A 26433-nucleotide genomic window follows, 5' to 3' on the forward strand; every position below is an offset into this window, starting at 1 on the left:
AAGAGTAACGGTTTTCAGAAGCTTAAGCGCGGTAGCCAACGCAGATCTGAGCAGATTGTGCGCCGTACCCTGCACCGACATGCCCACGAGGGTGATGGCGGTCCAATTTCAACGTGAGCAATGAAAAATGTGGAAATGGTTTCATCAATTCGCTAAACCCGAGCGACTCTATCAGCTGTGTGGGCGTTTTATTCCATGGCTAGGTATAGTGGCCGTTATCTGTCTGGGGGTGGGCTGGGTATGGGGATTCGGTTTCGCCCCATCGGATTACCAGCAAGGTAATAGCTTCCGTATCATGTACATACATGTGCCTGCGGCGATTTGGTCGATGGGTATCTATATGTCGATGGCTATCGCGGCATTTGTTGGTTTGGTCTGGCAAATGAAAATGTCCGATAACATCGTGGCAGCCATGGCTCCTGTGGGGGCAGTATTTACCTTTATCGCGCTGGTTACAGGGTCTGCTTGGGGTAAACCCATGTGGGGAACCTGGTGGATTTGGGATGCCCGGCTGACTTCTGAGTTAGTCCTGTTGTTCCTCTATCTGGGGGTTATCGCCCTTTATAACGCCTTCGAAGACCGCAAATTAGCGGGGCGAGCTGCCGGTATTCTGGTGCTGGTTGGCGTAGTCAATATCCCTATTATTCATTTCTCAGTCGTTTGGTGGAACACCCTGCATCAAGGTTCGACCAATATGCAGCAAAGCATCGATCCCAGCATGCGCTCCCCGCTGCGATGGGCCATTTTTGGCTATCTGTTCTGTTTTGCCACACTGACATTAATGCGCCTGCGCAATCTGATTTTGCAGCAAGAGCGCCATCGCCCTTGGGTGAGTGCGTTATTACGTAAGGAGCCACGCCTATGAAACCTGCTTTTAACTCTTGGGCGGAATTTTTTGCGATGGGCGGTTATGCCTTATATGTCTGGCTGGCTGTTGCTGCAACGTTATTATCACTGCTATGCCTGTGGGGACATACGCGCTGGCAATACAAACAATTATTAGCGGATATTCAGCGCCGTGAGGCTAGAGAGCAGCGTATTCAACAGGCAAATCAGGCTCAGGTCGAACACGCGAAAAATGCCGCCCGTCCGCAGGAGAAACAACAGTGAACCCACGTAGAAAAAGTCGGCTCTATCTGGCCATTGTAGTGTTGATCGGTATCGGTCTGACCGCCACTTTGGTGCTGTATGCACTGCGTTCTAATATTGATCTATTTTATACTCCAGGTGAAATTTTACAGGGTAAAGGCGAGCGTCATGAGAAGCCGGAAATCGGCCAGCGTCTACGTATTGGCGGCATGGTCATGCCAGGCTCGGTGCAACGCGACGACAAAACATTGGAAATGAGTTTCAAAGTTTACGATGCACGCGGTGCCGTCACTGTGACTTACACCGGTATTCTGCCCGACTTATTCCGTGAGGGGCAGGGCGTAGTCGCACAAGGCGTGTTTGCCGAGGGCAATACCATCAATGCCAAAGAAGTGTTAGCAAAACATGATGAGAAATACACGCCACCAGAAGTGCAAGAGGCAATGAAAGAGAATCATACTCGCCCGGCCGAGGTTTACAGTAGCGCCAATGGTGGGAGCAATGCCTCATGATGCCTGAAATTGGCAGTTTCCTATTATGTCTGGCGCTGGCTATCTCATTATTACTGAGTTTGTATCCACAATGGGGAGCCGCGCGGCAAGATGCCCGTATGATGGCAACTGGCAGACCATTGACCTACGGTATGTTTGCCACGATTGCGCTGTCATTTATATGTCTGATCTATGCGTTTGTGGTAAATGATTTCACTGTCTCTTATGTTGCAGCAAACTCAAATTCACATTTACCGGTTTATTACCGGATTGCGGCGAGCTGGGGGGCGCATGAAGGGTCACTGCTGCTTTGGGTATTACTGCTCAGTTGCTGGTCACTGGCGGTAGCACTGTTTAGCCGCTCAATGCCAGATGATGCGGTAGCCCGCGTGCTATCGGTGTTGGGGATGATTACCGGCGGCTTCCTGCTGTTTATCATTCTGACCTCAAATCCGTTCAACCGCACCTTGCCGGACTTCCCGATTGATGGCAACGATTTAAACCCCCTGTTGCAGGATATTGGGCTGATTTTCCATCCACCTTTACTCTACATGGGTTATGTGGGCTTCTCGGTGGCGTTTGCATTCGCCATTGCTTCTTTAATGGCTGGCCGTCTCGACAGTGCATGGGCGCGCTGGTCACGCCCGTGGACTCAAGCTGCATGGGTGTTCTTAACTTTGGGCATCGTGCTCGGCTCGGCATGGGCCTATTATGAGCTGGGTTGGGGGGGCTGGTGGTTCTGGGATCCGGTAGAGAATGCCTCCTTTATGCCATGGTTGGCAGGTACGGCGCTGATTCACTCATTGGCGGTGACTGAAAAGCGAGGAACGTTCAAAGCCTGGACGGTATTACTGGCGATTACCGCATTTTCTTTATGCCTGATGGGAACATTCCTAGTGCGTTCCGGCGTGTTGGTGTCAGTACACTCTTTTGCCTCTGATCCTGCTCGCGGCATGTTTATTTTGGCTTATCTGGTGATTGTCATCGGCGGCTCTTTACTGCTGTATGCCTTTAAAGGTGCGCAGGTCCGCAGCCGTACCCAACATGAAGTCTTCTCACGCGAAACTTTCCTGCTCGGTAATAATGTGTTGCTGATTGCTGCCATGTTGGTGGTGCTATTAGGTACCTTACTGCCGTTGGTCCACAAGCAGTTGGGGCTGGGTAGCATCTCTATTGGCGAACCTTTCTTTAATACGATGTTTACTTGGTTGATGGCTCCAATGGCATTGTTGATGGGGATCGGGCCGCTGGTGCGTTGGCGCCGTGATGAACCGAGCAAGTTGTGGAAACGTTTAGGTGTGGCGCTAGTGGCAACGTTGCTCTTGTCAATATGGGTACCGTGGTTGCTGCAAGACACTATTGCCGGTATGACGGTGGTTGGGCTGATGATGGCTATTTGGGTGATTATTCTGACCTTGATGGAGTTACATGAGCGCGCCACGCATCGCCATGGTTTCTGGCAGGGGTTAAGCCACCTTTCTCGTAGCCATTGGGGCATGGTGCTGGGGCATCTTGGTGTGGCTGTCACCGTGATTGGCATTGCATTTAGCCAGAATTACAGTGTTGAGCGCGATGTGCGCATGAAAGCCGGTGATAGCATCGATATCCATGATTATCACTTTGTTTTCCGTGATGTTCACGAGATCAAAGGGCCAAACTATACCGGCGGTGTTGGCATTATTGATGTCACTCGAAACGGTAAGCCAGAAGCCACGCTGCATGCAGAAAAACGTTATTACGCGGTTGCCCGTTCAATGATGACTGAAGCGGCCATTGATGGTGGCCTAACCCGTGATTTGTACGCCGCCTTGGGTGAAGAGTTGAATGACGGTTCATGGGCGGTGCGCCTGTATTACAAACCCTTTGTCCGCTGGATCTGGTATGGCGGGGTGTTTATGGCCATCGGTGGAATTCTCTGCATGCTCGATCCTCGTTATCGAATGAGCAAAAAGTTAAAACGCGGCGCTACAACGGAGGCTGAAAAATGAAATCTCAAGGTTCATTCAATAAGCTGATGTTTATTCCGTTGGTGCTGTTTTTACTGCTGGTTATCGCCTTTTTAGTGCAACTAACCCGTAATGCTAATGGCGATGATCCAACCATGTTGGAGTCAGCGCTAATTGGCAAGCCTGTACCGACGTTCAAGTTGGAATCCCTTGAACAACCAGGGAAAACCTTTGATCAGGCAATATTGCATGATGGCCAGCCGATGCTGCTCAACGTCTGGGCAACGTGGTGCCCGACGTGTCGTGCCGAGCATCAATATTTAAATAAACTCGCCGCTCAGGGCATCCGTGTCGTGGGATTGAATTACAAAGATGATCGCGCCAAAGCTGTGCAGTGGCTCAATTCGTTGGGCAACCCGTATGCCCTGAGCTTATATGATGGCGATGGCATGTTGGGGTTAGATCTTGGGGTTTACGGCGCGCCGGAAACTTTCTTAATCGACGGTCAGGGCATTATTCGTTACCGCCATGCCGGTGATCTCAATGATCGTGTTTGGCAGCAGGAAATCCTGCCACTCTACAAAAAGTATCAGGGGGGCGCATGAGATTATTCAGTCTGCTACTTGGCTTGATACTGAGTTGGAGTGCGTTTGCTGCTATTGATACTTACACTTTTAGCACCGAGGCGCAGGAGCAGCAGTATCGTGAATTGACCGAACAGCTGCGCTGCCCGAAATGCCAGAACAATAGTATTGCGGACTCAAATGCCATTATTGCCGCTGACATGCGCGGTAAAGTATATGAGCTGCAACAGCAGGGGCAATCTAAGCAGCAAATCATTGATTATATGGTGGCCCGATACGGTAATTTCGTCACCTATGAACCACCGGTGACTGCTGCCACCCTCATTCTGTGGGTTGGGCCAGCACTGTTTGTCCTGATAGGGGCCGTGATAGTCGTGTTGCGCGCGCGGCGAAGAGTGGCGAGCGAAGCACCACTTTCGGAGCAAGAGCAGCAAAGATTACACCGTTTGCTGGCTGAACAGGCAGTGACAGAACAACACTCCCCGGCTCAACAAGAAAAAACTAACAGGAAACAACCATAATGGCTTTTTGGCTGATAGTGATTATTTTGCTGGTGGTTGCGGGCGCTCTGCTGGTTATTCCGGCTCTGCGGCACAAGACAAATTCGCAAGTGACAACCCGAGATGAGCTGAATAAAGCAATTTATCAAGACCGGTTATCTGAACTGGCGGAAGACGAAGCGCAGGGTGTGGTCGAACAGAGACCTGAATTGATTCAGGAACTGCAACAAAACCTTCTGACGGATATTCCACAGCAATCATCTGAAACCACCAGCCCAATCAATCGTTGGGTACTATTACCGGGTTTAGTGATTATGGTGGTCGTCGCGGTGGGGTTATACCTGAAAACTGGCGGCTTACCTAAAGTGCAAGAATGGCATCAGGTTGAAGCACAAATGCCGGAGTTACGAGCGCGGGTTGCCAATGAACGAGCGGAGCCTCTGAGCATGGAGGAAGTTGCCCGTTTAGGGTTGGGGCTGCGGACTTCTTTGCAGCAAGATACTGGTAACGTTAATGATTGGATGATGTTAGGCCGAGTGGGTATGGCGCTGAATAATGCCACCACAGCAACACAAGCTTTTGCTAAAGCTTACCAACTTGCACCCGATAATGATGATGTCAGGCTGGGCTATGCCGAAGTCTTGACACGCTCCAATGATCCGCAGGATAACCAATTGGCAACTCAGATGCTGCGCACTATGGTGGGGCAGGATCATACCAACTTGCGGGCCATGAGTTTATTAGCTTTTAATGCTTTCGAGCAGGGAGATTTTAAACAAGCCATTGGCGCGTGGGAAGTTATGCTAAAATTGCTGCCGGCTGGTGATTCTCGAATAGAAGTGATAAAACGCAGTATTGCACAAGCCAAATCACAGGCAGGGCAGGAAACAGCTACACTGGGAATAGAGGTTTCATTATCACCTGATGCCGCCCGGGATTTACCGCAACAAGGCATGCTGATTATTTCGGTAACCGATGGCGTAAACCCAATACCGGTTGCTGTAAAACAACTACCATTGAGCCGATTCCCGCTATCAGTGACGCTGGATGACAGTAATGCAATGATGCCAGAGCGTTTGCTCTCTTCTTTGCAGCAGGTGAATGTACGCGCGCGTATCTCACTAGATGGTACTGTTAATTCTCAACCTGGTGACTGGTTTGGCGAAAGCGGAGTGCAGAGTTTTGACGGTAAAGGGCAGCCTCAGACTATTATTAATGTTCAGATAAACAAACAGATCCCTTAAATCGAAGGGGCTGGATAGAATTTCATGGAGAAAAGTATGAACTACCGCCTGATGGGGCTAGCTTTTGCAACCGTACTGTTAGTGGGGTGCGCCAGTAGCTCATCGGATCACATGGAGCAGGGCCGCTCAGATCCACTAGAAGGTTTTAACCGGGCAATGTTCAATTTTAACTATGAGGTTCTAGATCCTTATATCGTACGCCCGGTTGCGGTTGTTTGGCGTGATTATGTGCCGCAACCGGCACGTAATGGGACGAGCAACTTCTTAAGTAACCTTGAAGAGCCAGCCAGCATGGTCAACAGCTTCCTGGTCGGCGACCCGTACAACGCCATGAAGCACTTTAACCGCTTCTTCCTGAACACTATTTTGGGGATGGGCGGCTTAATTGATGTGGCGAGCATGGCGAATCCGAAACTGGCGAAGCAAGTTCCTCAGCGTTTTGGTTCTACATTAGGTCATTATAATGTGGGTTACGGGCCATATGTGGTTCTGCCAGCGTATGGTAGCTTCACGATCCGTGAAGATGGCGGTAATGCCGCTGATTACGTCTACCCAGTGTTGAGTTATCTGACGTTCTGGATGTCGGCAGGTAAGTGGATGCTTGAGGGCGTTGAAACCCGTGCCCAACTGTTGGATTCTGATGGTTTACTGCGTAACTCTTCTGATCCGTATCTGATGGTGCGTGAGGCTTACTTCCAGCGCTATGATTTCTTGGCAAGTGGTGGGCAGCTAAAACCAGAAGTGAATTCGAATGCACAAGCTATTCAGGATGATCTGGAAAGTATCGATTCAGCCAACTGATTATTGATACCCAATGAACAAATAAAAAAGCGCCGAAAGGCGCTTTTTTGTGGGCAAATGTATTGCCAAGCAGGCTATTAGAAAGCGTAGTTGAAGTTCACGCCGTACAGCAATGCCGTCCCTTTAGAGTCAAATTCATAGGTCGTGCCGCCCAATGCTGCTGGTGTTTTTTCCGTAATATGAACGTTCTGGCCATGCATATAGGAAATCCCTACGTCAACAGAGGCATCTTTGTTGAAGGCGTAAGTTGTACCGGCACTGATCCAGAAACGGTCTTGGTCTGGGATAGAGATGGTACGGTTATTGGCTGGAACTGGGCTATCATCGAAGGCGATACCGGTACGGAATGTCCAGTTGTCATCATAATAATAGGTGGTACCCAGTGCGATACGATAAGCATCGTGCCAGCTTTCATCTTTCTGGAACAAGACGTTACCATTAGACCCTGTTGCTTTCAGCTCTTTAAACTGACTCCAACTGGTGTAGGCCATGCTGTAGTGAATTGCCCACTGTGGTGCTACACGATTGTAGCCTGACACTTCCCATACTTCGGGCAGGTTCAGAGTCAATGCACCCGGAATTACAGCACCACCAGTGCCACCAAATGCAGGTGGTAACTGATTACTGAAATCACCATCAAAATCAATTTTCACTTTTGAACGGTAGGTGAAGCTGTAACGGTTTTCTTTATCGATTTCATACAGAACACCCGCATTCCAGCCATAACCCCACTTAGTCCCTTCCATTCGAGTGACTTCGGTGCTGTTTGGTAGGCCTAAGCGAGCACCTGCTTCACCAATATGACGCACGATCTTCGCATCAGCATAAACGGCGTTAAAGCCTAAGCCAAAACTGAAGTTTTCATTTAAACGATATGCTGCACTCAGGTTCAGGTTAGCGGTTTTCAGATCAGTCTGACCACCGAGAGCCCCTGCAACATAATCATCATTAAATTCCGTCGCCAAACCGTAGTTCGAAGTACCAGAGGCACCAATTGCCCACTGTTCATTCAGCGGCATAATAAAGTGGATATTTGGGATCCACTCTGATGGCGCGATATTATTGGCACTGGTGCTTCTACCGCTTGGTGATGTTCCGCTGATATCGACGTTTGGATCAACATAAACGAAGCCACCAGAGAAGGAAGGGCGATCAAACATAGTCATCGCGGCGGGGTTGCGGCTCCCCACTGAAGCATTGTCAGCAACAGCGCCTTCACCAGAGAAAGAGCGGCCCAATGCAGCGGCTGAATATTCATTCAGCTGAAAACCGGCCGCAGACACGTTCGAAGAAATTAATGCTACTGCAGCTGCCAGAGCTGATCGGGTAAACAGGTTTTTCTGGTTCATGACCAAAACCTCATTGTTTTAATTAATGTTACATACCGTAACAAGAGAATGCGGGATTGTAGGGTCCGTTATCACTCAGACAAAGCAGACCAGTGGCTGAAGTATAGGTCCGACCTGTATCAATGTTGCAAGTATGTTTTGACATTTGGTCGTTTTTGATTGCAAAAAATAGACGTAGTTAACAAAAAACTCACAATTTAATAGCAATTAATACATTATTGATGAGTGAACAAACAATTTGACTGTGATTTCCATCACTTAATAGGCCTTTAAACAGTAAGTCCTAGTTCCAAGTGACCGAGGAGAGTAAAATAGAGGATAGAGAAATATTTTTTGCACCATGTTTTATTTTTGTGCCATTTGCACTATCTAATAGGCAATTTGCACCTATTTTGAAATATCCGTTGAGGAGAATTGAAGATGTCAGATGCAATTAATCGCTGTAGTGCCGAAGAAACTGCGGCATGCTGCTGCGTAGATGTGGGTACTGTGATGGACAATACCGACTGCACCGCATCCTATAGCTGTGTATTCGATAACCGTGCTGAAGCTGAAGCTATGCTGAAACTGCTGACTGAAAAAGCACGTGCTGTTGAGTCCGAACCTTGCCTGATTGAACATAAGCTGGAAGAGACTGAAGGTGGTGTGCGCCTGACTATCGATTTCACCTTTGCCTGCCAGGCAGAAACTATGATCTTCCAGTTGGGCCTGCGTTAATTTAGACCCTGCCGCCGTGAGGTTATCGAACGCGGAGCTTTTTGCTTCGCGTTATCCTCAAAGGGCCGTTTTGCAATCTTTGTCTTTCCTCCCTTCTTATTTTTATTCCTAAAAGTTGCTCCTGCTCTCACTTTCCTGCTCTATAGGTTTACCAAATGTAAATATTTGGTTAACAATAATTAGATCAGGTCTGACCTGTTAATTTGTTATGCTTTAATTAAAGCCACTTTTTTATCAGGAGCGTTTATGAGTAAGCCATTACCGCTAGTGACGCGTCAGGGCGACCGCATCGCCATTGTCAGCGGTCTGCGAACCCCTTTCGCCAAGCAAGCCACTGCTTATCATGGCGTACCAGCCGTAGATTTGGGCAAAATTGTGGTCAGCGAATTATTAGCCAGAAGTGGTGTAGCTCCTGAATTAATTGATCAACTGGTGTTTGGTCAGGTCGTACAAATGCCGGAAGCGCCCAATATCGCCCGTGAAATCGTACTGGGGACGGGCATGAGTGTGCATACCGATGCTTACAGTGTCTCACGTGCATGTGCGACCAGTTTTCAAGCCGTAGCTAATGTGGCTGAAAGTATTATTGCCGGTTCGGTGACTGTGGCTATTGCCGGTGGCGCGGATTCCTCTTCCGTTTTACCTATTGGTGTCAGTAAAGCACTGGCGCGAACCTTGGTTGATGTGAATAAAGCACGAACGTTATCTCAGCGGCTGAAATTATTCAGCCGATTAAAATTTCGCGATTTACTGCCTGTCGCCCCAGCGGTGGCTGAATACTCAACCGGCTTGCGCATGGGCGATACTGCGGAGCAAATGGCAAAAACCTATGGTATCAGCCGCGAAGATCAGGATGCTTTAGCATTACGATCTCACCAAATGGCGGCACAAGCTTGGCAGCAGGGGCTGCTGCAAGATGAGGTCATGACGGCTTATATTCCGCCTTATCGTGATGCTATCGCTGAAGATAATAATATCCGTAAAGATTCCACGATGGCGCAATATGCCAAATTGCGTCCGGCGTTTGATCGCAAACATGGCAGTGTGACGGCGGCGAACAGCACACCACTCACGGATGGCGCGGCAGCCGTGATGATGATGAGTGAGTCAAAAGCCAAAGCGTTGGGTCTACAGCCTTTAGGTTATCTGCGCAGCTTTGCATTTTCCGCTATTGATGTATGGCAAGACATGTTGCTAGGCCCATCTTACGCAACGCCATTGGCGCTGGATCGCGCCGGTATCACATTGGCTGATTTGACTCTCATCGACATGCATGAGGCTTTTGCAGCACAGACACTGGCTAATTTGAAAATGTTTGCCAGTGACAGCTTTGCCCGAGAGAAACTGGGGCGTAGCCAGGCTATCGGTGAAGTCGACATGAGTAAATTCAACGTATTAGGTGGCTCTATTGCTTATGGACACCCCTTTGCCGCCACGGGCGCGCGTATGATAACCCAAACACTTAATGAGCTGCGTCGCCGTGGCGGTGGATTAGGGTTAACCACCGCATGTGCTGCGGGAGGTTTAGGTGCCGCGATGATTTTGGAGGTGGAATGATGAATCAGGAACCAGTCATTAATAGCGGTGATGAAATCGCGCTGGTGGATAATGCGGCTTCAGTTCATTCAGCATTTACCCTCCATGTGCGCCCCGACAATATTGGTGTTATCACCATCAATGTTGTAGACGATAAAGTGAATACCTTAAAGGCTGAATTTGCAGAACAAATTACTGAAATACTGCAACAAGCACAGGCTTTGACCCAATTGCAGGGGCTGGTGATGATTTCCGGTAAACCGGATTCATTTATTGCCGGAGCTGATATCACCATGATTGCCGCATGCCGAACCGCACAAGATGCACGTGTTCTGGCACAAAAAGGACAATCCATTTTGGCGCAAATCGCCGCATTCCCAGTACCGGTAGTCGCCGCAATTCACGGTGCTTGTCTGGGCGGAGGACTGGAATTGGCGCTGGCATGTCATGCACGTATTTGTTCGCAAGATGATAAGACAGTGCTGGGTTTACCCGAGGTGCAATTGGGCTTGTTGCCAGGGTCCGGCGGCACACAGCGCTTACCACGCTTGGTGGGGGTTAGTAAGGCGCTGGATATGATATTGACAGGCCGGCAAGTGCGGGCACGTCAGGCGCTGAAAATGGGGTTGGTGGACGATGTTGTACCGCAGGATATTTTGCTGGATGTGGCTATCAAGCGAGCAAAAGCCGGTTGGCTTGATAGGCCAGCACTGCCATGGCAAGAGCGCTTGCTCAGTGGCCCATTAGGCAAAGCGCTGTTGTTTAGTCTTGTGCGCAAAAAAACCTTAGCGAAAACCAAAGGCCATTATCCTGCGGCTGAACGTATTATTGATGTCGTGCGTAAAGGGCTGGATCAGGGCGGTCCTGCCGGTTATGAAGCCGAAGCCAGAGCTTTCGGCGAACTGGCGATGACTCCTCAATCAGCCGCTCTGCGCAGCTTGTTTTTTGCCACTACGTCGTTGAAAAAAGAGACTGGCGGTGAAGCTCGACCACGTACTATTCACCGTGTAGGCGTGCTGGGCGGCGGTCTCATGGGCGGCGGCATTGCCAATGTGACAGCGACCCGAGCGAGGTTGCCCGTTCGTATCAAGGATATCAATCCACAGGGGATTAATCTGGCGCTGAAATATACTTGGGATACGTTAAGTCAACGGGTGCGCAATAAACGTATGCGTCCAGCTGAACGGCAACAGCAGATGATGCTGATTTCAGGTAGTACGGATTATCGTGGTTTTGCCAACATTGATATTGTTGTTGAAGCTGTGTTTGAAGATTTATCACTGAAACAACAAATGGTTGCGGATATCGAGAGCGTTGGTAACGCGCAAACTATTTTTGCCTCTAATACCTCCTCATTACCCATAAGCCAGATTGCAGCACAAGCACGACGGCCAGAGAATGTTATCGGACTACATTATTTCAGTCCGGTGGATAAAATGCCGCTAGTTGAAGTGATTCCTCATAGCAAAACCAGTGAGGAAACTATCGCCACGACTGTTGCTCTTGCGCGAAAACAAGGGAAAACGGCAATCGTGGTTGCTGATTGTGCTGGGTTCTATGTAAACCGCATTCTTGCACCTTATATTAATGAGGCTGCTCGCTGTTTGCTGGATGGCGAACCTGTCGACTCAATTGATAAAGCACTGGTGGATTTTGGCTTCCCTGTAGGGCCGATTACTTTACTGGATGAAGTGGGCATTGATGTCGGCACCAAGATCATGCCAATTTTAGTCGAGCAATTAGGGCCACGTTTCGCGGCTCCCCCTTCATTTGATGTCATTTTGAAGGATGGGCGCAAAGGGCGTAAAAATGGCCGGGGCTTCTATCTCTATCCGGCTAAAAGTTCGGGTTTTAAGTGGAAAAAAAATCCGGGTAAGGAAGTGGATACCAGCGTGTATACGCTGCTGGGTGTCACGGCCAAAGCACATATTGGGTCTGCTGTGATAGCGCAGCGTTGCACCATGATGATGTTGAATGAAGCTGTGCGCTGCCTTGAAGAATCTATTATTCGTCAACCGCGCGATGGTGATATTGGTGCGGTGTTTGGCATTGGCTTCCCACCATTTTTGGGGGGGCCTTTCCGCTACATGGATAGCCTTGGGGCTGACAAAATGGTGAAGACGCTTAAATTGCTCGCGCAGCAATATGGTGAGCGTTTTGAGCCTTGCCAATTGTTGGTCACGATGGCTGAACAACAGCAGAGGTTTTACCCGCTGCAGAGCCAAGTGAATGACGAGCAGGCGAAAGAGAGTGTTATTGGCTAGCGTGACCAGAACATTTTAGGATGTTTTTTCACCTATTCACTGTGGGTCAATACTCTATAATTAACAGTGTGAGCAGGATCACCACCTGCAATTCTAAGAGATAAGGTGGCTGTACACAGGGGTCAACCCGCGCTACCTTACAACCAGAATCACGTGAAGTGACTATTCGTGCCAAAATGAATTAATAGCCACTTATTGTGCAGGTAATAGAGTTTGGATTAAGCTATTGATATGGTTACTCTGTAACCAATCAAGGTTGGCTGTTGATGTTCCTGAGGTAAAAAACAGCCATTTTCTTTACCTTAAGTTTCAGGCAAAATGCCCGGCCGCCATAGAGAGACGGCGCGTTATCGTTATGAAGTTTCTTTGCTTTCCAGCAAAGGTTTCGGCGGTACAGCACGCGAAGCGTTTCTGTATAGCGTTATTTTGTTAACAAAAACGGTGCAATATGCAAGTTTTCATTATGCGTCACGGTGACGCGGCCCTTGATGCAGCAAGTGATGCACAACGGCCTCTAACTCTGTGTGGTCAGGATGAATCACGTCAGATAGCAAGCTGGCTCAACGACCAGTCAGTCGATGTTGATCAGGTTTTGGTCAGCCCTTATCTACGTGCAGGGCAAACATTGGAAGTGGTTCGTGAAGTGATGGCGCTTCCGCCATCACAAGAAGTGATGCCAGAATTAACGCCCGGTGGGGACGCGGCCTTTGTCTGCTGTTACTTGCAAGCGCTGGCAAAAGAAGATTGTGCCGCGGTGTTGATTATTTCGCACTTACCCTTGGTGGGGTATCTGGTCGCTGAACTTTGCCCTGGGCAATGCCCACCGATGTTTGCGACATCGGCCATTGCTTGTGTTGATTTGAATGGCGAGACAGGCAAAGGAACTTTCGATTGGCAGGTTAGCCCAACACAACTTTTAGCGAAAGCTTGCCACGGCTAGATAGAATAATCTCATTCACTGTCAATGGGCGCGGCATAACTGCTGCGCCTATGTTATTTTGTCATCCGCACAATGAATACCCTATTGGCAATAGTGCACAAATCCCTCTAGCATTGTCTTGCTACTGCTCTAACTCAATTAACACCAGCAATGCAGCCGTTCCACCCCACTCTTTAGGGGCCTGATGGAAAGCTAGTACGTCAGGATGCTGCGCCAACCACAGTGGTGTTTGCTGTTTTAAAACATGTTTGCCATGACCATGCATCACACAGGCGCAATGCACGTGCTCGCGTTTACAGGCCGCGATCAATGCCCCCAATTCTTGCTTGGCTTGTTTCTGAGTTAATCCGTGTAAATCCAAAAACATATCGGGCGAATAGTCGCCGCGGCGTAGCTTCTTAACTTCGAAGTGGTCAACACCGGGCCGCACGTACCGTGTCGGGCCTTCGGTATCCAATTGCGGCTGGAATTCATCAGAAAAATAATAGCTAGCATCGACCTGCTCTTGCAGCAATCGTTCAGGTGCAATTTTTTTGCCGAGTTTAGGTGGCACACGGTGAACAATAGTGTCTTGTTTCAGCTTTTTCGCTCCGGCAATCGACTCTTTAAATAGCTGTAGTTCATCCGTTGTCAGGTGATATTTATTTTTCATTGTCTATTCATCGTGCTTATTCATTTTCCTCAGTTTACCTAATGTCCCGCGGAGATTAACCACTTTAATCTGTCTTTCATTATTTGGTTATCATGCAACTGATGTATTGCTGCTGATTTGTGGCGGGCTTCATGGCAAACTAGGCAAATAGATAATGATTTTACGTACCCGCTGGAGAATATTTTGGACAAAATTTTCGTCGATGAAGCAGTCAATGAGCTGCACACCATTCAGGATATGCTGCGCTGGGCTGTCAGTCGTTTTAATGCGGCCAATATTTTTTATGGTCACGGTACTGATAATCCGTGGGACGAAGCGGTGCAGTTGGTTTTCCCAAGCCTATTCTTGCCGATTGATATTCCAGAGGATATGCGCAATGCGCGTCTGACTTCCAGTGAGCGTCACCGTATTGTTGAGCGCGTTATTCGTCGGGTTAACGAGCGTATTCCGGTCGCTTATTTGACTAACAAAGCTTGGTTCTGTGGCATGGAATATTATGTCGATGAACGTGTGCTGGTGCCACGCTCGCCAATTGGTGAGTTGATCAATAACCGCTTTGATGGGCTGATTCGTCATCAACCTAAGCATATTCTGGATATGTGTACCGGTAGTGGTTGTATTGCGATTGCTTGCGCCTATGCCTTCCCTGAAGCGGAAGTGGATGCCGTCGATATCTCCAACGACGTATTGGCCGTCACTGAACATAATATCCAGCAGCACGGCATGGAGCATCAAGTTACGCCAATTCGTTCTGACCTGTTCCGCGATTTACCTCCAATCAAATATGACCTGATTGTCACTAACCCGCCTTATGTCGATGCTGAAGACATGGCCGATTTACCGCAAGAGTTCCGCTTTGAGCCAGAACTGGGGCTAGCTGCGGGCAGTGATGGCCTGAAGCTGGCGCGCCGAATTCTGGCTTGTGCGCCTGATTTCTTACAAGATGACGGCGTGCTGATTTGTGAAGTGGGCAACAGCATGGTGCATTTGATGGATGAATATCCTGATGTGCCGTTCACTTGGCTCGAGTTTGACAACGGTGGTGATGGCGTCTTTATGCTGACTAAACAGCAACTTATTGACTGCTCATCACATTTCAGCATGTATCGTGATTAATCATCACTTTTAAAACTGCCAGCCGGTTAATACTATGCTGGCAGTGAACTTAATGACTTAGAGGAACCGTGATGGCTGGGAACAGTATTGGGCAGTTTTTCCGCGTCACCACTTTTGGTGAATCTCACGGCATTGCCTTGGGATGTATTATCGATGGCGTCCCACCAGGAATTCCCATCACTGAAGCTGACATTCAATTGGATCTTGATAGACGCCGCCCTGGGACTTCACGGTATACCACACAACGCCGTGAGCCAGATCAGGTGCGCATTTTGTCAGGCGTGTTTGAGGGCGTGACTACCGGTACGAGCATCGGGTTGATGATTGAAAATACCGACCAGCGTTCACAAGATTACAGTGCTATTAAAGATGTATTTCGTCCCGGGCATGCTGATTACACTTACGAACAGAAATACGGTGTGCGCGATTATCGGGGGGGAGGTCGCTCATCTGCCCGTGAAACGGCGATGCGTGTCGCCGCCGGCGCTATTGCTAAAAAATATCTTGCGCAGAAATTTGGCGTACAGGTGCGTGGCTATCTGGCACAAATGGGTGATATCAGTTGTGATTTAATTGATTGGGATTTGGTCGAGCAAAATCCATTCTTCTGCCCGGATGCCAGCAAACTGGAACCACTGGATGCCTTAATGCGCGAGCTGAAAAAGGCCGGTGACTCGATTGGTGCCAAAATCACTGTCGTGGCTGAGCATGTGCCCGTGGGGCTAGGTGAGCCGGTATTTGACCGTCTAGATGCCGATTTGGCCCATGCATTGATGAGCATCAATGCTGTGAAAGGGGTAGAAATCGGTGATGGCTTTGCGGTGATAACCAAACGCGGTAGCGAAAATCGCGATGAAATTACGCCACAGGGTTTCCAGAGTAACCATGCGGGCGGCATTCTCGGTGGGATTAGCAGTGGGCAGCCGATTGTGGCGCATATCGCACTGAAACCGACCTCCAGTATTACGGTACCGGGGCACACGATTAATCGGCAGGGTGATGCGGTTGAGATGATTACCCGTGGTCGTCATGATCCTTGTGTCGGCATCCGTGCTGTTCCGATCGCTGAAGCGATGATGGCGATTGTGTTAATGGATCACCTGCTGCGCCAGCGCGCTCAGTGTGGTGATGTAGTTTCAGACGTCCCGCGTTGGTAAACACAATGAAAAAATGGATAACGGGTGTCGTGGCATTAGCCGGTTTAGCGGCGCTCGCGACCATAAGCCCGGTAATGGCAGCGACGCCGTGGCAACAGATTACACATCCGGTGGCCGGACAACCGCAGTCAATTGGTGGTTTTGCCAATGGCTGTGTTATTGGTGCCATGCCTTTGCCGCTTGAGTCAGCTGATTATCAGGTGATGCGTCCGGATCAGCGCCGCTATTTTGGCCACCCCGATTTACTGAATTTTATTCATCGTCTGGGTGATAAAGCCCAACAAAACCAGCTCGGAACTGTCCTGATTGGCGATATGGCGATGCCTGCTGGTGGGCGTTTTAGTAGTGGGCATGCCAGCCATCAATCGGGGCTAGATGTGGATATTTGGTTGCAACTGCCACAACAGCGCTGGAGCCAGAAGCAGCTATTGAAACCACAACCCATTGATTTGGTTGCAGCCGATGGTAAACGAGTCGTTCCTGCATTGTGGCAACCACAAGTTGAAAGCCTGATTAAACTGGCCGCCAAAGATAATGAAGTCACGCGTATTTTCGTCAATCCGGCAATTAAAAAACAGCTTTGTCTGGATGCTGGCGCGGATCGTAACTGGCTGCATAAAGTGCGTCCATGGTTTGGTCACCGCGCTCATATGCATGTGCGCTTACGCTGCCCAGCAGATAGCCTTGAATGTCTGGATCAAGATACGCCACCGCCGGGTGATGGTTGTGGTGCCGAGTTAGAAAGCTGGTTCCAGCCACATCAACCAAGCGCCAAACCGGGTAAAACCTTACCACCACCATTGCCGCCTTCTTGTCAGGCTTTGCTGGATAACCATTTCGCTGCGGAATAAACTTTGATGTTTAATAGAATCCGTTAACATCGAATAAATACCTCAAGGCCTCGCATTTGCGGGGCTTTGTGTTTATTGGCATCTAACGACATTGATTGACAGCGAATAACAAACCGGACAAGCTACCGGACAAATAAACGGTTATCCGGTGGCCCTATGAAGTTAACTGATACCAAAGCACGCAACGCTAAACCTCAAGAAAAAGCCTATCAATTGCAGGATGGTAACGGCCTGTACTTGGATGTGCGCCCCTCAGGTGTAAAGACATGGCGTTATCGCTACTGGATCACTCCTACAAAGGACGGACGCTACACTATCGGGAGTTACCCTGCCGTATCGTTGGCCGAAGCTCGTCGAGTGCGTGAGTGGGCTAGGGAGCAGGTAAAAAACGGCATTGCTCCCAAGGAAGCCAAAGCAGTTGAGCGGGATATCGCAAAAGCTGAGAACGCCAATACATTCGAAATAGTGGCAAAAGAATGGCTGGATAAAAAAGGGGAGCATTGGGCCAAAAATTCAAAAAATCAGATCACTGGTTTTATGTATAACGATATTTTCCCCGCCATTGGCGCTATGCCTATGCGTGAAATTAACGCCTCTCATATATTAAAAATAATTAGAGACCTTGAGAGTCGGGGCGCTAAATCCGTAGCGGTTAAAGTACGGCAGTGGTGCTCTGCTGTTTTTTGCTATGGCGTAGCGACATTACGCGCAGACTCCGATCCGGCTGCGGCATTAAGGGGGGCTATTATAGTTCCTAAAACCGAACATTCCAGACCGCTCACTGGTGATGAGTTGCGTGATTATTATTTGCGTCTTGACAGCTCCACCGGTAACCAAGCAACTATTATAGCGCTAAGAATCTTGCCGCTAGTATTTGTTAGACAAGCTGAATTACGTTCGGCTGAATGGTCACATATTGATTTAGATAATGCGGAGTGGGTTATCCCCCCAGAATTAATGAAAATGGGGCGAATGCATAGAGTACCATTGTCGGCCCCAGCAATATCTCTACTAAATGAATTGAAGAAAATTACGGGCAATAGGCGTTGGTTATTCCCCAATACCAGACTAAACAACACTTACATGGGAGCATCCACTTTAAATAGGGCTATCGTGCAGTTGGGATATGCTCGTACGGTGATAACAACTCACGATTTCCGCGCTACAGCTTCAACCAGATTGCATGAAATGGGATATCGGCATGAGGTTATCGAGCGGCAGCTAGCACACGTTGAAAAAAACCGTGTGTCAGCCGCATACAATCACGCCGAGTACATGCCAGAGAGACGGCAGTTAATGGAAGAGTGGGGCCAGTGGGTTACTGGCCTGTTTGCTTCTGATTCTCCACAATAAGGTTATCAATCCATTCCTGAATCACCGTTGACGGCCAACGAGAGTTGCGCCCGTCTTTAACTGGTTTTGGGAATGTCCCTTCTTTGATGCGCAGGTAGATGGTTGTGCGGTCATACCCTACAGCCTTTTCTACCCGTTCAATTGTCAATAATTCACATGTGATCATAATTAGCCGCCTTGCTTATCTGTAGGGTAAAACATTGGTGAACACTCGCTTGAGTAACCCGCCTTCCGGATCGCTATAGAGCACATAGCAATGGCAGCGTTGAAATGGTTCGCGGAGTTTAGGTCTTCACCCTCCAGACCAGTGATATCAATCATTGGGGGGGAGCATTACCGGTGTTTTGATTGCCGCTTGCCACCATGTCCAGCCTAAATCCGTTCTGTAGCTAGCGTAGCCGTTGCCATGGCGAGTTAAATCAAAGCCGCCTACGTAGTGACAACGTTTTTCAAACTGCTGACGGTTGCTCATCTGCGCATACCTCCATGACAAAATCAGTAATAGTGGCTTCACCCATCGAGGCCCACCAGTGCCAATGCCCGTAGCAATCGGCCTCGTCTTCTGCTTCGGTAACGCGCTCGAATGGTTCACCGTTCCACTTGCCTGTACATTTGAATTTCACTGTTTCGCCTCCACAATTAGCTCTTCGTATAGCGGCTCTGGGGTTCCTCGAAAACCGGGCTTAAGTGCATCCTCTCGCGTTGAAAATAGGATTCCGGCAATCTCCCAATAAACCGGTTCAGCCATTAGCGCAGATAGGGCAACTCGGTAGCTAGAGAGAACAAACTCAGCGTGTAGCGCGGCGCATGGATTGCTTGATGCTGTCTGTTTTTCCAACAACTCAATCTCAAACTGAAGCATTTTTATATGGTCTTGTTTATTCATCACACCGCCCCTATCGCTTTCTGAACCACCTTATAACCCCGTTTCCGGGGCTGTTTAATCGGCGTTATTGTCACTGGTGCTACCTTCGGTCTGGCTGGTGGTGCTTCATTTATCCCATTCCGCATGCGGTACTTTTCACGCATTTTCCAGTTAAGCCATTTCGTCCAGTCGCGACCATCATCTATCCGAACCGTGGCCCGTACTTGGGTGTCGTTGATATCAGCCTGTTTACCCATTGGTACCCACCTTGCTGTATCCGGCGTCGATAATCGCCCTTGCAACACTGACGGAGTTCGAGTTATCTAGATATACAGCCTCGAAAACAATCAGGTTCAGTTCGCCAGATAGCACGTGGTCATAAGTTGTGGGCCAATACTCGAAAGGGATATCATTTCCGTAATAATCATTCGTAATCAGATCCAAAGTCAGTAGAGCGGCTTCCTCGGCTGATTTCTCTGGCTTACGGTAACCAGCCGCCCATACAGCGCCTGTGATATCGCCGGGGTTACCCCACGCTAATCTGATGATGTACGCCAGTGGTAATATGCTTTGCTGACCAGATTGGCCGATAGCCTTGCTATTAGCGGGAACGGGTGCGACAACCCCCTTATCTTTGCCACCAATTAGCTCAAGTGATTTCTTCATCGCGACACCCCCCGAGCCACAAGTTTATAAGCCCTGAGCACCGCCGCAGAGCGACCGGAAAGCACGGTTTTCATGAAGAATGATCCGGTTCGGTGTGGGCTAACATCTACCAGAAGCAACACCTTATCAACCACACGGTTATGTTTACGGAATTCAAATATCGTGCTGGTGATCGTGATGCTGGCCACCGCGCCGCTGTCTTGATAATCGAATTTCATGCCAACACCTCCCGCAACCAAATGACCCAGCCAAGCCAAGCATAGAAGCCAGAAGTAAGCCCAACGCCGACAAGGGTAGAAAAGAACAGCGTCCACATAATCTCAAATACCTTCTTCATTCAGCACCCCCTGGCAGAGTTCAAAGGCGTTTGAATGTAGCGGCATAATTACCAGAAATGGGTTTCCGTACAGGTGATTAGTGGCTGGGTCGAGCAGTAACTGGCACGGTGCTTCTTTCCCGTAAGGCTTGAATTTCACCGGGCCAAAACCATGACGAAACATCAGGTAAGGCAATGCCAGTAGTCGGGCATTGAACATGGGAAATTCTTCGCATGGTTCCAGTTCAGCGGGTAATAGCTTGCTAAAATCGGGGTATTTGCAATCGAGTAGTTCCAGCATGTTTGAACAAATTGGCTTCTCGTTTTCATCGTAATGGACTGCATACCAGTTGCTGCCGTCAGCAACAATCGCGGTTAATTCGGCATCGGCGGCTTCGTCAGGAATGTCACCATCAAAGACAAACACGCCATCAATATCATTACCGACCTCACAGCCATGCTCCATCATCACCAGCGCACGGCCATCAGTAGCCTTGATATGGGTTGGGGTGATGTACACCCCTTTCAGGTATTCGCGGGTTTCGCTCTCTCCAGCGACACAGAGCAGAGCGGCGCGAAGAATATCGGTTGGAATAAACATTATTTTGTCTCCCCTGTGTGGTTTTCGGATTTCAGACGTAAAGTGAAGCCGCCGAACTCTGGATGCTGCCAGCGCTTAAGTTTGCCGGTGGGTGGTGTGGACTCATCAAGCAAGGTTTGAGCTGCCGACATAAACGAATCACGGTGAATCAGTAAATGGCCTCGCTCACCATTGGTCAGGCGGGTAGGTAGCTTCGAGAACGTAGTCAATCGGCGGCAGGCATCATCTGATAACCCACAAGCCCACGACAGATCAGACACAAGGGCATATTCAGATTGTCCGCTATCTGGCGTGTGGTGGCTGACCTGCAAGGCTTCTGGTGCTGGTGGCGCGATAGCTACAACTGGTTCAACTACGGGTTGGTACTTCTGAATGCCAACAATATCAATTACCGCTTTCATGGTTGCCGATGCGGTTGCCTCAGCTACAACACGCGCCAGAGAAAGAATGTCATTATTCATGTGGGTTTCCTGTGGTGCTGGCGGTGAGAGGAGAGGCTGGGATTCGCCCGTTTCAAGTGCGTGCCAACGATCAATGATTGCAGCGCGACGTTTAACGTCGTAACCAGAAACCAAAATTTCCGAATGTCGGCGATCGAGGAGGAACTCAGAGACAAAGCCACGATTATCGATGCAGGCAATAACGCCAGAAACCAACGTAACCTGTTGATTTTTATAATTACGCAAATTTGCGTTATCTTTGCTGATACCATAAAGAGATTCCAGCATCACCCACACGTCGCGGATCACGTCTGCTGGGCGTTTTTCAGTCATCTTTGCAATTTCTTTGGTACCCATCATTGGCGCACCATTGACTACTAGTTCAGTTTTATTCGTCATTTCACTTCACCTCTTTGATGTTGATGCCAATGTGTTTTGCGTACCGGCGCATGCTTCGGTTTAATGGCATTTCAACTACGCCGTCGTCTGTTCGGTATTTCGCTACTGATTCCTGCACGTTGACGTATTCCCTTGCTGGCGCTCGGTCTAGTCGGTGTCCTTGCGCCAAGGTCACACCACAAAGGCCCTGACGAGTTTTGCTATTGCGTTTTTTAGTCATACTTCTGGTTTTCCTTTGTATTTCGCCTGGTCAGAGCAACGCTGCGCATTGCTGGCACATATTCCCTGAACCTCTATTGATGGGGCGTGAGGTAATGCGTCACGCCAAGCACATGCAGCACGGCGATATAGCCCTTTAGCTTCAAGCTCGGTTGCTTGTTCGGCTCTTTGGGCGTAATTGCTCATTTCACTTCCCGTGTGTCGCTGGTGGCTGGTTCGTCAGATGCTGTAACAAACCCATCAATTAACCGATCAACAAGGGCGTGACCGCTTTGGGTAAGTCCACCAAACTTTTTGACGCAATCCTTATAGGTTTCAACAATCGACTCACGAGCCTTGGCCTTTCCTAATGATTCAATAATTACCAGCTCAAACATTTCTAATGCGCGTGTTAATACCTCAGCCGTTAATTCAATGGAGATAATCTCCCCGCTGGCTGATTCTTTAATTACGCAGGTGCTGCCTGTTTTCCGCTGCAATGAATCCAGTTTTGCAGCCACTATGCGATTACGATATCTTCCGATTAATTCAAGATTGCTCATATTTGGGTTGCCTCATTTACGGCCTTTAGGTATGGGGAGTCCTAACCCGAAGGCCATAGTTAATATTTTGTTTAGTTAGTAATTAAGACTTACAATCTCTTTCTTTAATTCGGCAACCTTATCTATTGCCTTTTTATATTTATCGATAAGAGAGTCAGTTTGCTTTTTCTTTTTGGCTTCCTGTCTTAATATTTCGCGTCGCTTGGCTAACAGGCGGCGAATACGGCGCATACAGCGCGAGTGGGCAATAATATAATCTATAGTGTGTTCACCGCGATTATGTGCAATCCTGCCATCTTCAAGTGTTGTGTAGGTTTCGCCTACGCGAGACTTAACACCCGCCCGTTTAAATACTTTTTCAGTCATAAAGTGAGCTAGACGATTAATTGCAGTTTCACGGCTAAAGCATTTCTTACGGCGACCGTGACGCATAACAAAATAAACAGGTTCCGGCCTTAATTGGAATGCAACCTCGACACCACCATCATCAATTAAATCAAATTCCCACTCTTCGAATCTGGATGGGTCAACTTTTTCAATTTTCATTATTTTCATCCATTAATTTTTTAGCATTTCTGGATGATTGTGTTGTCATTATTACCAACTCTTCTGTAAGGCTCCATAGCCTCGCTGCAACATCTTCATCAACCTTTCGAATTGCGTCATCAATGAGCGTTGTATATAAATATCTTAATTGCTTTGCATAACGATCAGCATTACTAGCCGTGTAGGCAAGGTATTCTATTTGCCCTTTCGGAGGGAAAATACCAAAATTTAATGGTGTAAAATTATCAGGTTCTTTGTACAAGATATCTTTCTTGTCTTATATGTATACACCTTCGGAAGAGCCACCGGAGACAGAGATGATACCTGGTGTGATTTGGTTTGATGTCGATAAATTACGCATAGATTCCAGCTCCTTTATTCATTTGTAAATAGCGCGTCTGAGTCTTAATAACACAGCCGGTTTCTTTGCAAGCATGCGTGATAGTATAATTACCCAATACATCACCGACGCTAGGGAACGGTTCTTCAATATATATCCCGTAAGCCTCTCTCAACTTCCAATTGGCTAATAACCAACCGTATTCAGTTTTATAGTCACTTGCCAATTTTTGGGCTACATGCCGAGCGTCTTTATCAACTAGAATAACTTTCTCAGATGATGGGTTTGTAGTTGCATTTTTAATTATGATACTATTTGACTTAACCATATAACTAACCTCTCAGGTATGTGTATTTGGCTAGGCTCATGTATTCGATTGGCGTCAGTACATGAGTCGTTAAACTAAGCATTCAAGTTTCTTTCTTTATAATTAGAATAACCAATAATTGAATTTTTAAACTTTTCGCATTCATCAATTATTTTTCGAGCTTGTTCATTTGCTGATTCGTAACTGTTAAAAAAATCCACAAGAACAAAGTAATTTTCAATCCGTTCATAAATGGCGTATTCAACTTCACCAACAAAACAAGTTTGAAGTTGGTAAGTTGATTTAGGGTTAAAATGTTTAGCATCAAACAAATACGACCAGTGGGATTTACTCTCACGTAATTTTTTATGAATATCCTGATGGTTAACCTCTGAGTGTTTCATCTTATCCTCAACGCAATTATGTGTGGCGGTGAGGTAATAATACTAAAAGTTTTAATATCTGCAATACTAAAAGTATATAAAATATTATCATAAGTATTAACTTTTTGAATTTTAATGGTATTTATTTTTATTTTGGCGATAAAAAAGGCCCGAGGTTAACCGTGGGCCTTTTGTTGGGGGTGTGGGTAGGTGGTTTTTAAGAGAACATAATTTTAGCTTCTACCACAACGCCAATGATTTTACAGTTTCCATTAATGGGGATTAATGGGTACTGAGGGTTTAGGGGCTTAAGGTAGGATGATCCTCCGTCTGTCACTAATTTTTTGAATGTGGCTTCGTTGGCATCAGTTAATTTAGCGATAACAAGGCTGCCATTTTTTGCTTCTCGCCCAGTATCTACCAGAACAATCATTCCCTCTGGAATGCTGACACCTACAGGGGATGTCATTGAGTCACCTTGGACTCTCAACCAAAAGCCATCACCTTCAATGTGAGCTGAAGTATCATACCACTCATCGATATCTTTCAGGGTATAGGGTTCTATAGCCTCACACCATGAGCCTGCACTGACCCAGCTAATTAATGGATAACTCCCCTTGGGAGTATTTTGCTCTACAAATGACACGTTGGAGACTTGTGATAAGCGGGATGCCTCTTTTGCAAGAGATGGACTAAATTCTGATATAGGAACCTGTAGAAAACTTGCAAAAACAGCGGCAACATTTAGGTTGAGAGGGTTTCGCCCATTCAGATAATGACCTACAGCCCCCTGAGAAATATCAAGTTCGTTGGCAATTACCTGCTGAGTAATCCCTAAAGATTTTTTCTTTGACTCATACAAAGCCTTCAGACGCATCGCATCTTCCAACTGTTCTGTCGTCAGGACTCTTTTGTTTTCCATATCTTATTTTAATACCTTTAGTTTGATAATGTCTCCTACTTGTAGTAGCATTTATATTAATACTTTTAGTATTATAAATGCAACAGATAGGACATTTATGACTAATATGACGTTGAGAGAGTATGTGGATATGCATGGGCAAGTCCGTACTGGGAAGGCTCTTGGCTTAACCCAGATGGCAATCAGCAAGGCGCTTATATCTGGGCGAAACATCAAGGTTTCTGTTCAGGAAGGAGGAGCTCTTGAGGCATTCGAGACAAAACCCTTCCCGAGTAAGAAAAAAGTAACCAAGCGGAATTAACCCATGACTCCCGATGCATTTACCCAAGTAATCATGCCAACGGTGTTTTGCCCCGAGGATGGGAAGTGGATTCAGGAGCAGTTACAGCAATTGGCACCCTCGTTGCGCAGAAAGGTTGTCGTTAAGTATGCAGAGGCTTATCAGGTCGCGTTTTACACGGAGTCTGTTTCATACCGTCAAGAGAACAAAGCAAGGCATGAAGCTAATACGCGATTGAGATTGTTTGTGAACAGCCACGGAAAAGCACTACAGGGTTACACGGTCAGTCCGCCGTTGGTAGCACAACGGTAAACAACCTGCGGATAACCAGACTTAAAGGTGTTTGGTTGCATTACAGCATCAAGGTGCTGGCAGGTTACTAAATCTACATATCAAGATGCGTAATTTTTAGGTGGCTAGATGTGCGGATATCTAAGCGCTTAAGTGTCTGGATGTATAGATGCTCACCTCAAAAAATGAGGGGGGTAAGGGGGGAGTTGGGTTTAAGTGCGAAGCACTGGAACAGGCTTTTCCAACAGACAACTCCATAGGTTAGGTAGATCTCGATCTAAGGGGTAGCCCTTAAAAATGCGATGTACCACCAATCTAGTACGTTAAGTAATTATGAGGAGACTCTATGAGCAAAGAACTGAAACAGAAATTAATCGCCCTTCTGGAAGAGCAATTCATTCGGTCTGACGACAAGGTCACTTTTGACTACGTCATGCAAAGGAAAATCAAATCTCAAGGTTATTACCTGCAACGCAACTTTGCTATCAGCGTGGCCAGTGGTCGCAAAGGGTTTATTGATTGCCTAGTTACATCGCCTGACGGGCAGCAATGCGCCATTGAAATTGACAAAAAATCTCCTCGTTGTCGCTCACTGATGAAGTTGAACGTATTACCTGACGGTATGTCTGGTTTCGTCCTGCTCATGGATGGTAGGCACCCACTGCGTTATATCGCTGATGGCGTCGAGGTTATCCGAGCCACCAGATTCAAGTAAACGCTTTGTAC

Annotated in this window: 38 protein-coding genes; 19 read left to right on the top strand and 19 right to left on the bottom strand. The window is 47.8% G+C overall.

The window, feature by feature from the left end; translation table 11 throughout:
• Window positions 1-127: 127 nt before the first annotated feature.
• The 8 genes from ACIOG0_RS06855 to mlaA are packed head-to-tail and all read left to right on the top strand — an operon-like array spanning window position 128 to window position 6655.
• On the top strand, window positions 128-865 hold the full coding sequence (locus ACIOG0_RS06855) for a heme ABC transporter permease (RefSeq protein ID WP_050101529.1): 738 nt from the start codon (window positions 128-130) through the stop codon (window positions 863-865).
• Entirely contained in the window at window positions 862-1110 is a 249-nt protein-coding gene (gene ccmD / locus ACIOG0_RS06860; RefSeq protein WP_050101532.1) for a heme exporter protein CcmD, read from the top strand. Before ACIOG0_RS06855 ends, ccmD begins: the two co-directional genes overlap by 4 nt.
• Complete coding sequence (gene ccmE / locus ACIOG0_RS06865; RefSeq protein ID WP_050101533.1) at window positions 1107-1601, top strand: cytochrome c maturation protein CcmE; 495 nt, start codon at window positions 1107-1109, stop codon at window positions 1599-1601. The genes ccmD and ccmE overlap by 4 nt, the downstream gene beginning before the upstream one ends.
• Entirely contained in the window at window positions 1598-3568 is a 1971-nt protein-coding gene (locus tag ACIOG0_RS06870; RefSeq protein WP_128450955.1) for a heme lyase CcmF/NrfE family subunit, read from the top strand. The genes ccmE and ACIOG0_RS06870 overlap by 4 nt, the downstream gene beginning before the upstream one ends.
• On the top strand, window positions 3565-4131 hold the full coding sequence (locus ACIOG0_RS06875) for a DsbE family thiol:disulfide interchange protein (protein WP_050101537.1): 567 nt from the start codon (window positions 3565-3567) through the stop codon (window positions 4129-4131). Before ACIOG0_RS06870 ends, ACIOG0_RS06875 begins: the two co-directional genes overlap by 4 nt.
• Entirely contained in the window at window positions 4128-4631 is a 504-nt protein-coding gene (locus ACIOG0_RS06880; RefSeq protein ID WP_050101539.1) for a cytochrome c-type biogenesis protein, read from the top strand. Before ACIOG0_RS06875 ends, ACIOG0_RS06880 begins: the two co-directional genes overlap by 4 nt.
• A complete protein-coding gene (gene ccmI, locus ACIOG0_RS06885; RefSeq protein WP_050101540.1) occupies window positions 4631-5854 on the top strand; it encodes a c-type cytochrome biogenesis protein CcmI in 1224 nt (407 codons plus the stop codon). The genes ACIOG0_RS06880 and ccmI overlap by 1 nt, the downstream gene beginning before the upstream one ends.
• 36 nt (window positions 5855-5890) lie before the next feature.
• Entirely contained in the window at window positions 5891-6655 is a 765-nt protein-coding gene (gene mlaA / locus ACIOG0_RS06890; protein ID WP_072086769.1) for a phospholipid-binding lipoprotein MlaA, read from the top strand.
• Between the two features lie 77 nt (window positions 6656-6732).
• Here the strand turns inward: mlaA and fadL are convergent, their stop codons facing one another.
• Window positions 6733-8004 carry a long-chain fatty acid transporter FadL gene (gene fadL / locus ACIOG0_RS06895; protein WP_050101545.1) on the bottom strand — a complete coding sequence of 424 codons (1272 nt, stop codon included), beginning with the start codon at window positions 8002-8004 and terminating at the stop codon, window positions 6733-6735.
• A gap of 420 nt (window positions 8005-8424) precedes the next feature.
• On the opposite strand from fadL, the gene ACIOG0_RS06900 reads away from it, so the two are divergent.
• From ACIOG0_RS06900 to sixA, 4 genes are all read left to right on the top strand, one after another.
• Window positions 8425-8721 (top strand): YfcZ/YiiS family protein, encoded by a 297-nt coding sequence (locus ACIOG0_RS06900; protein ID WP_072086771.1) that lies wholly within the window; start codon window positions 8425-8427, stop codon window positions 8719-8721.
• Between the two features lie 246 nt (window positions 8722-8967).
• Entirely contained in the window at window positions 8968-10278 is a 1311-nt protein-coding gene (gene fadI, locus ACIOG0_RS06905; protein WP_050101546.1) for an acetyl-CoA C-acyltransferase FadI, read from the top strand.
• Window positions 10278-12521 (top strand): fatty acid oxidation complex subunit alpha FadJ, encoded by a 2244-nt coding sequence (fadJ, locus tag ACIOG0_RS06910; RefSeq protein ID WP_050295388.1) that lies wholly within the window; start codon window positions 10278-10280, stop codon window positions 12519-12521. The genes fadI and fadJ overlap by 1 nt, the downstream gene beginning before the upstream one ends.
• Before the next feature lie 448 nt (window positions 12522-12969).
• Window positions 12970-13461 (top strand): phosphohistidine phosphatase SixA, encoded by a 492-nt coding sequence (gene sixA, locus ACIOG0_RS06915; RefSeq protein ID WP_050101548.1) that lies wholly within the window; start codon window positions 12970-12972, stop codon window positions 13459-13461.
• A gap of 121 nt (window positions 13462-13582) precedes the next feature.
• Here the strand turns inward: sixA and smrB are convergent, their stop codons facing one another.
• Window positions 13583-14113, bottom strand: a complete 531-nt coding sequence (gene smrB, locus ACIOG0_RS06920) for an endonuclease SmrB (RefSeq protein WP_050101550.1) — start codon at window positions 14111-14113, stop codon at window positions 13583-13585.
• A gap of 183 nt (window positions 14114-14296) precedes the next feature.
• On the opposite strand from smrB, the gene prmB reads away from it, so the two are divergent.
• From prmB to ACIOG0_RS06940, 4 genes are all read left to right on the top strand, one after another.
• Complete coding sequence (gene prmB / locus ACIOG0_RS06925; RefSeq protein WP_050101552.1) at window positions 14297-15229, top strand: 50S ribosomal protein L3 N(5)-glutamine methyltransferase; 933 nt, start codon at window positions 14297-14299, stop codon at window positions 15227-15229.
• Between the two features lie 71 nt (window positions 15230-15300).
• A complete protein-coding gene (gene aroC, locus ACIOG0_RS06930) occupies window positions 15301-16386 on the top strand; it encodes a chorismate synthase (RefSeq protein ID WP_050101553.1) in 1086 nt (361 codons plus the stop codon).
• Window positions 16387-16391: 5 nt separating this feature from the next.
• On the top strand, window positions 16392-17237 hold the full coding sequence (gene mepA, locus ACIOG0_RS06935; protein ID WP_050101555.1) for a penicillin-insensitive murein endopeptidase: 846 nt from the start codon (window positions 16392-16394) through the stop codon (window positions 17235-17237).
• Window positions 17238-17393: 156 nt separating this feature from the next.
• Entirely contained in the window at window positions 17394-18590 is a 1197-nt protein-coding gene (locus ACIOG0_RS06940) for a phage integrase central domain-containing protein (protein WP_050151972.1), read from the top strand.
• Here the strand turns inward: ACIOG0_RS06940 and ACIOG0_RS06945 are convergent.
• From ACIOG0_RS06945 to ACIOG0_RS07025, 17 genes are all read right to left on the bottom strand, one after another.
• Window positions 18556-18756 carry an AlpA family transcriptional regulator gene (locus tag ACIOG0_RS06945; protein ID WP_050151973.1) on the bottom strand — a complete coding sequence of 67 codons (201 nt, stop codon included), beginning with the start codon at window positions 18754-18756 and terminating at the stop codon, window positions 18556-18558. The two genes, ACIOG0_RS06940 and ACIOG0_RS06945, sit on opposite strands and share 35 nt — an antisense overlap.
• 147 nt (window positions 18757-18903) lie before the next feature.
• A complete protein-coding gene (locus ACIOG0_RS06950) occupies window positions 18904-19062 on the bottom strand; it encodes a hypothetical protein (RefSeq protein ID WP_155408998.1) in 159 nt (52 codons plus the stop codon).
• Window positions 19040-19213: a hypothetical protein gene (locus ACIOG0_RS06955; protein ID WP_019210767.1), complete on the bottom strand. Its 174-nt coding sequence runs from the start codon at window positions 19211-19213 to the stop codon at window positions 19040-19042. Before ACIOG0_RS06955 ends, ACIOG0_RS06950 begins: the two co-directional genes overlap by 23 nt.
• The gene (locus tag ACIOG0_RS06960) at window positions 19210-19476 is read right to left on the bottom strand and encodes a hypothetical protein (protein ID WP_019210766.1); all 267 of its coding nucleotides are present in this window, start codon (window positions 19474-19476) and stop codon (window positions 19210-19212) included. The genes ACIOG0_RS06955 and ACIOG0_RS06960 overlap by 4 nt, the downstream gene beginning before the upstream one ends.
• Window positions 19476-19712, bottom strand: a complete 237-nt coding sequence (locus ACIOG0_RS06965) for a hypothetical protein (RefSeq protein WP_019210765.1) — start codon at window positions 19710-19712, stop codon at window positions 19476-19478. The genes ACIOG0_RS06960 and ACIOG0_RS06965 overlap by 1 nt, the downstream gene beginning before the upstream one ends.
• Window positions 19705-20121, bottom strand: coding sequence for a hypothetical protein (locus tag ACIOG0_RS06970; protein ID WP_019210764.1), 417 nt, complete (start codon window positions 20119-20121; stop codon window positions 19705-19707). Before ACIOG0_RS06970 ends, ACIOG0_RS06965 begins: the two co-directional genes overlap by 8 nt.
• Window positions 20118-20339, bottom strand: a complete 222-nt coding sequence (locus tag ACIOG0_RS06975; RefSeq protein WP_019210763.1) for a hypothetical protein — start codon at window positions 20337-20339, stop codon at window positions 20118-20120. Before ACIOG0_RS06975 ends, ACIOG0_RS06970 begins: the two co-directional genes overlap by 4 nt.
• A gap of 102 nt (window positions 20340-20441) precedes the next feature.
• The gene (locus ACIOG0_RS06980; protein ID WP_019210761.1) at window positions 20442-21038 is read right to left on the bottom strand and encodes a hypothetical protein; all 597 of its coding nucleotides are present in this window, start codon (window positions 21036-21038) and stop codon (window positions 20442-20444) included.
• Window positions 21038-21877: a Rha family transcriptional regulator gene (locus ACIOG0_RS06985; RefSeq protein WP_019210760.1), complete on the bottom strand. Its 840-nt coding sequence runs from the start codon at window positions 21875-21877 to the stop codon at window positions 21038-21040. Before ACIOG0_RS06985 ends, ACIOG0_RS06980 begins: the two co-directional genes overlap by 1 nt.
• Before the next feature lies 1 nt (window position 21878).
• A complete protein-coding gene (locus tag ACIOG0_RS06990) occupies window positions 21879-22097 on the bottom strand; it encodes a hypothetical protein (RefSeq protein WP_019210759.1) in 219 nt (72 codons plus the stop codon).
• Entirely contained in the window at window positions 22094-22282 is a 189-nt protein-coding gene (locus ACIOG0_RS06995) for a hypothetical protein (protein ID WP_019210758.1), read from the bottom strand. Before ACIOG0_RS06995 ends, ACIOG0_RS06990 begins: the two co-directional genes overlap by 4 nt.
• Window positions 22279-22638: a hypothetical protein gene (locus tag ACIOG0_RS07000; protein WP_019210757.1), complete on the bottom strand. Its 360-nt coding sequence runs from the start codon at window positions 22636-22638 to the stop codon at window positions 22279-22281. Before ACIOG0_RS07000 ends, ACIOG0_RS06995 begins: the two co-directional genes overlap by 4 nt.
• Before the next feature lie 75 nt (window positions 22639-22713).
• Window positions 22714-23184, bottom strand: coding sequence for a hypothetical protein (locus tag ACIOG0_RS07005; protein ID WP_019210756.1), 471 nt, complete (start codon window positions 23182-23184; stop codon window positions 22714-22716).
• A complete protein-coding gene (locus tag ACIOG0_RS07010) occupies window positions 23174-23446 on the bottom strand; it encodes a hypothetical protein (protein WP_404704989.1) in 273 nt (90 codons plus the stop codon). The genes ACIOG0_RS07005 and ACIOG0_RS07010 overlap by 11 nt, the downstream gene beginning before the upstream one ends.
• Before the next feature lie 91 nt (window positions 23447-23537).
• Window positions 23538-23852 carry a hypothetical protein gene (locus ACIOG0_RS07015; protein WP_019210754.1) on the bottom strand — a complete coding sequence of 105 codons (315 nt, stop codon included), beginning with the start codon at window positions 23850-23852 and terminating at the stop codon, window positions 23538-23540.
• A gap of 74 nt (window positions 23853-23926) precedes the next feature.
• Window positions 23927-24235, bottom strand: a complete 309-nt coding sequence (locus ACIOG0_RS07020; protein WP_019210753.1) for a hypothetical protein — start codon at window positions 24233-24235, stop codon at window positions 23927-23929.
• Between the two features lie 196 nt (window positions 24236-24431).
• Entirely contained in the window at window positions 24432-25136 is a 705-nt protein-coding gene (locus ACIOG0_RS07025) for a LexA family transcriptional regulator (RefSeq protein WP_019210752.1), read from the bottom strand.
• Window positions 25137-25233: 97 nt separating this feature from the next.
• Between ACIOG0_RS07025 and ACIOG0_RS07030 the strand changes: the two genes are divergently transcribed.
• The 3 genes from ACIOG0_RS07030 (at window position 25234) to ACIOG0_RS07040 (ending at window position 26422) form a co-directional block, all read left to right on the top strand.
• Window positions 25234-25437 carry a Cro/CI family transcriptional regulator gene (locus ACIOG0_RS07030; RefSeq protein ID WP_019210751.1) on the top strand — a complete coding sequence of 68 codons (204 nt, stop codon included), beginning with the start codon at window positions 25234-25236 and terminating at the stop codon, window positions 25435-25437.
• 3 nt (window positions 25438-25440) lie between these two features.
• Window positions 25441-25728, top strand: a complete 288-nt coding sequence (locus ACIOG0_RS07035) for a hypothetical protein (RefSeq protein ID WP_019210750.1) — start codon at window positions 25441-25443, stop codon at window positions 25726-25728.
• A gap of 325 nt (window positions 25729-26053) precedes the next feature.
• On the top strand, window positions 26054-26422 hold the full coding sequence (locus ACIOG0_RS07040; protein ID WP_019210749.1) for a hypothetical protein: 369 nt from the start codon (window positions 26054-26056) through the stop codon (window positions 26420-26422).
• The last annotated feature ends 11 nt before the right edge of the window (window positions 26423-26433 follow it).

This window comes from Yersinia vastinensis, assembly GCF_044905075.1.
Classification (GTDB): domain Bacteria; phylum Pseudomonadota; class Gammaproteobacteria; order Enterobacterales; family Enterobacteriaceae; genus Yersinia; species Yersinia vastinensis.

Coding starts and splice junctions, on each gene's coding strand:
- ACIOG0_RS06855 (WP_050101529.1), top strand. CDS start 128: ATGTGGAAATGGTTTCATCAATTCGCTAAACCCGAGCGACTCTATCAG.
- ccmD (WP_050101532.1), top strand. CDS start 862: ATGAAACCTGCTTTTAACTCTTGGGCGGAATTTTTTGCGATGGGCGGT.
- ACIOG0_RS06870 (WP_128450955.1), top strand. CDS start 1,598: ATGATGCCTGAAATTGGCAGTTTCCTATTATGTCTGGCGCTGGCTATC.
- ACIOG0_RS06875 (WP_050101537.1), top strand. CDS start 3,565: ATGAAATCTCAAGGTTCATTCAATAAGCTGATGTTTATTCCGTTGGTG.
- ACIOG0_RS06880 (WP_050101539.1), top strand. CDS start 4,128: ATGAGATTATTCAGTCTGCTACTTGGCTTGATACTGAGTTGGAGTGCG.
- ccmI (WP_050101540.1), top strand. CDS start 4,631: ATGGCTTTTTGGCTGATAGTGATTATTTTGCTGGTGGTTGCGGGCGCT.
- mlaA (WP_072086769.1), top strand. CDS start 5,891: ATGAACTACCGCCTGATGGGGCTAGCTTTTGCAACCGTACTGTTAGTG.
- fadL (WP_050101545.1), bottom strand. CDS start 8,004: ATGAACCAGAAAAACCTGTTTACCCGATCAGCTCTGGCAGCTGCAGTA.
- ACIOG0_RS06900 (WP_072086771.1), top strand. CDS start 8,425: ATGTCAGATGCAATTAATCGCTGTAGTGCCGAAGAAACTGCGGCATGC.
- fadI (WP_050101546.1), top strand. CDS start 8,968: ATGAGTAAGCCATTACCGCTAGTGACGCGTCAGGGCGACCGCATCGCC.
- fadJ (WP_050295388.1), top strand. CDS start 10,278: ATGAATCAGGAACCAGTCATTAATAGCGGTGATGAAATCGCGCTGGTG.
- sixA (WP_050101548.1), top strand. CDS start 12,970: ATGCAAGTTTTCATTATGCGTCACGGTGACGCGGCCCTTGATGCAGCA.
- smrB (WP_050101550.1), bottom strand. CDS start 14,113: ATGAAAAATAAATATCACCTGACAACGGATGAACTACAGCTATTTAAA.
- aroC (WP_050101553.1), top strand. CDS start 15,301: ATGGCTGGGAACAGTATTGGGCAGTTTTTCCGCGTCACCACTTTTGGT.
- mepA (WP_050101555.1), top strand. CDS start 16,392: ATGAAAAAATGGATAACGGGTGTCGTGGCATTAGCCGGTTTAGCGGCG.
- ACIOG0_RS06940 (WP_050151972.1), top strand. CDS start 17,394: ATGAAGTTAACTGATACCAAAGCACGCAACGCTAAACCTCAAGAAAAA.
- ACIOG0_RS06945 (WP_050151973.1), bottom strand. CDS start 18,756: ATGATCACATGTGAATTATTGACAATTGAACGGGTAGAAAAGGCTGTA.
- ACIOG0_RS06950 (WP_155408998.1), bottom strand. CDS start 19,062: ATGAGCAACCGTCAGCAGTTTGAAAAACGTTGTCACTACGTAGGCGGC.
- ACIOG0_RS06960 (WP_019210766.1), bottom strand. CDS start 19,476: ATGAATAAACAAGACCATATAAAAATGCTTCAGTTTGAGATTGAGTTG.
- ACIOG0_RS06965 (WP_019210765.1), bottom strand. CDS start 19,712: ATGGGTAAACAGGCTGATATCAACGACACCCAAGTACGGGCCACGGTT.
- ACIOG0_RS06970 (WP_019210764.1), bottom strand. CDS start 20,121: ATGAAGAAATCACTTGAGCTAATTGGTGGCAAAGATAAGGGGGTTGTC.
- ACIOG0_RS06975 (WP_019210763.1), bottom strand. CDS start 20,339: ATGAAATTCGATTATCAAGACAGCGGCGCGGTGGCCAGCATCACGATC.
- ACIOG0_RS06980 (WP_019210761.1), bottom strand. CDS start 21,038: ATGTTTATTCCAACCGATATTCTTCGCGCCGCTCTGCTCTGTGTCGCT.
- ACIOG0_RS06985 (WP_019210760.1), bottom strand. CDS start 21,877: ATGACGAATAAAACTGAACTAGTAGTCAATGGTGCGCCAATGATGGGT.
- ACIOG0_RS06990 (WP_019210759.1), bottom strand. CDS start 22,097: ATGACTAAAAAACGCAATAGCAAAACTCGTCAGGGCCTTTGTGGTGTG.
- ACIOG0_RS06995 (WP_019210758.1), bottom strand. CDS start 22,282: ATGAGCAATTACGCCCAAAGAGCCGAACAAGCAACCGAGCTTGAAGCT.
- ACIOG0_RS07000 (WP_019210757.1), bottom strand. CDS start 22,638: ATGAGCAATCTTGAATTAATCGGAAGATATCGTAATCGCATAGTGGCT.
- ACIOG0_RS07005 (WP_019210756.1), bottom strand. CDS start 23,184: ATGAAAATTGAAAAAGTTGACCCATCCAGATTCGAAGAGTGGGAATTT.
- ACIOG0_RS07015 (WP_019210754.1), bottom strand. CDS start 23,852: ATGGTTAAGTCAAATAGTATCATAATTAAAAATGCAACTACAAACCCA.
- ACIOG0_RS07020 (WP_019210753.1), bottom strand. CDS start 24,235: ATGAAACACTCAGAGGTTAACCATCAGGATATTCATAAAAAATTACGT.
- ACIOG0_RS07025 (WP_019210752.1), bottom strand. CDS start 25,136: ATGGAAAACAAAAGAGTCCTGACGACAGAACAGTTGGAAGATGCGATG.
- ACIOG0_RS07030 (WP_019210751.1), top strand. CDS start 25,234: ATGACTAATATGACGTTGAGAGAGTATGTGGATATGCATGGGCAAGTC.
- ACIOG0_RS07035 (WP_019210750.1), top strand. CDS start 25,441: ATGACTCCCGATGCATTTACCCAAGTAATCATGCCAACGGTGTTTTGC.
- ACIOG0_RS07040 (WP_019210749.1), top strand. CDS start 26,054: ATGAGCAAAGAACTGAAACAGAAATTAATCGCCCTTCTGGAAGAGCAA.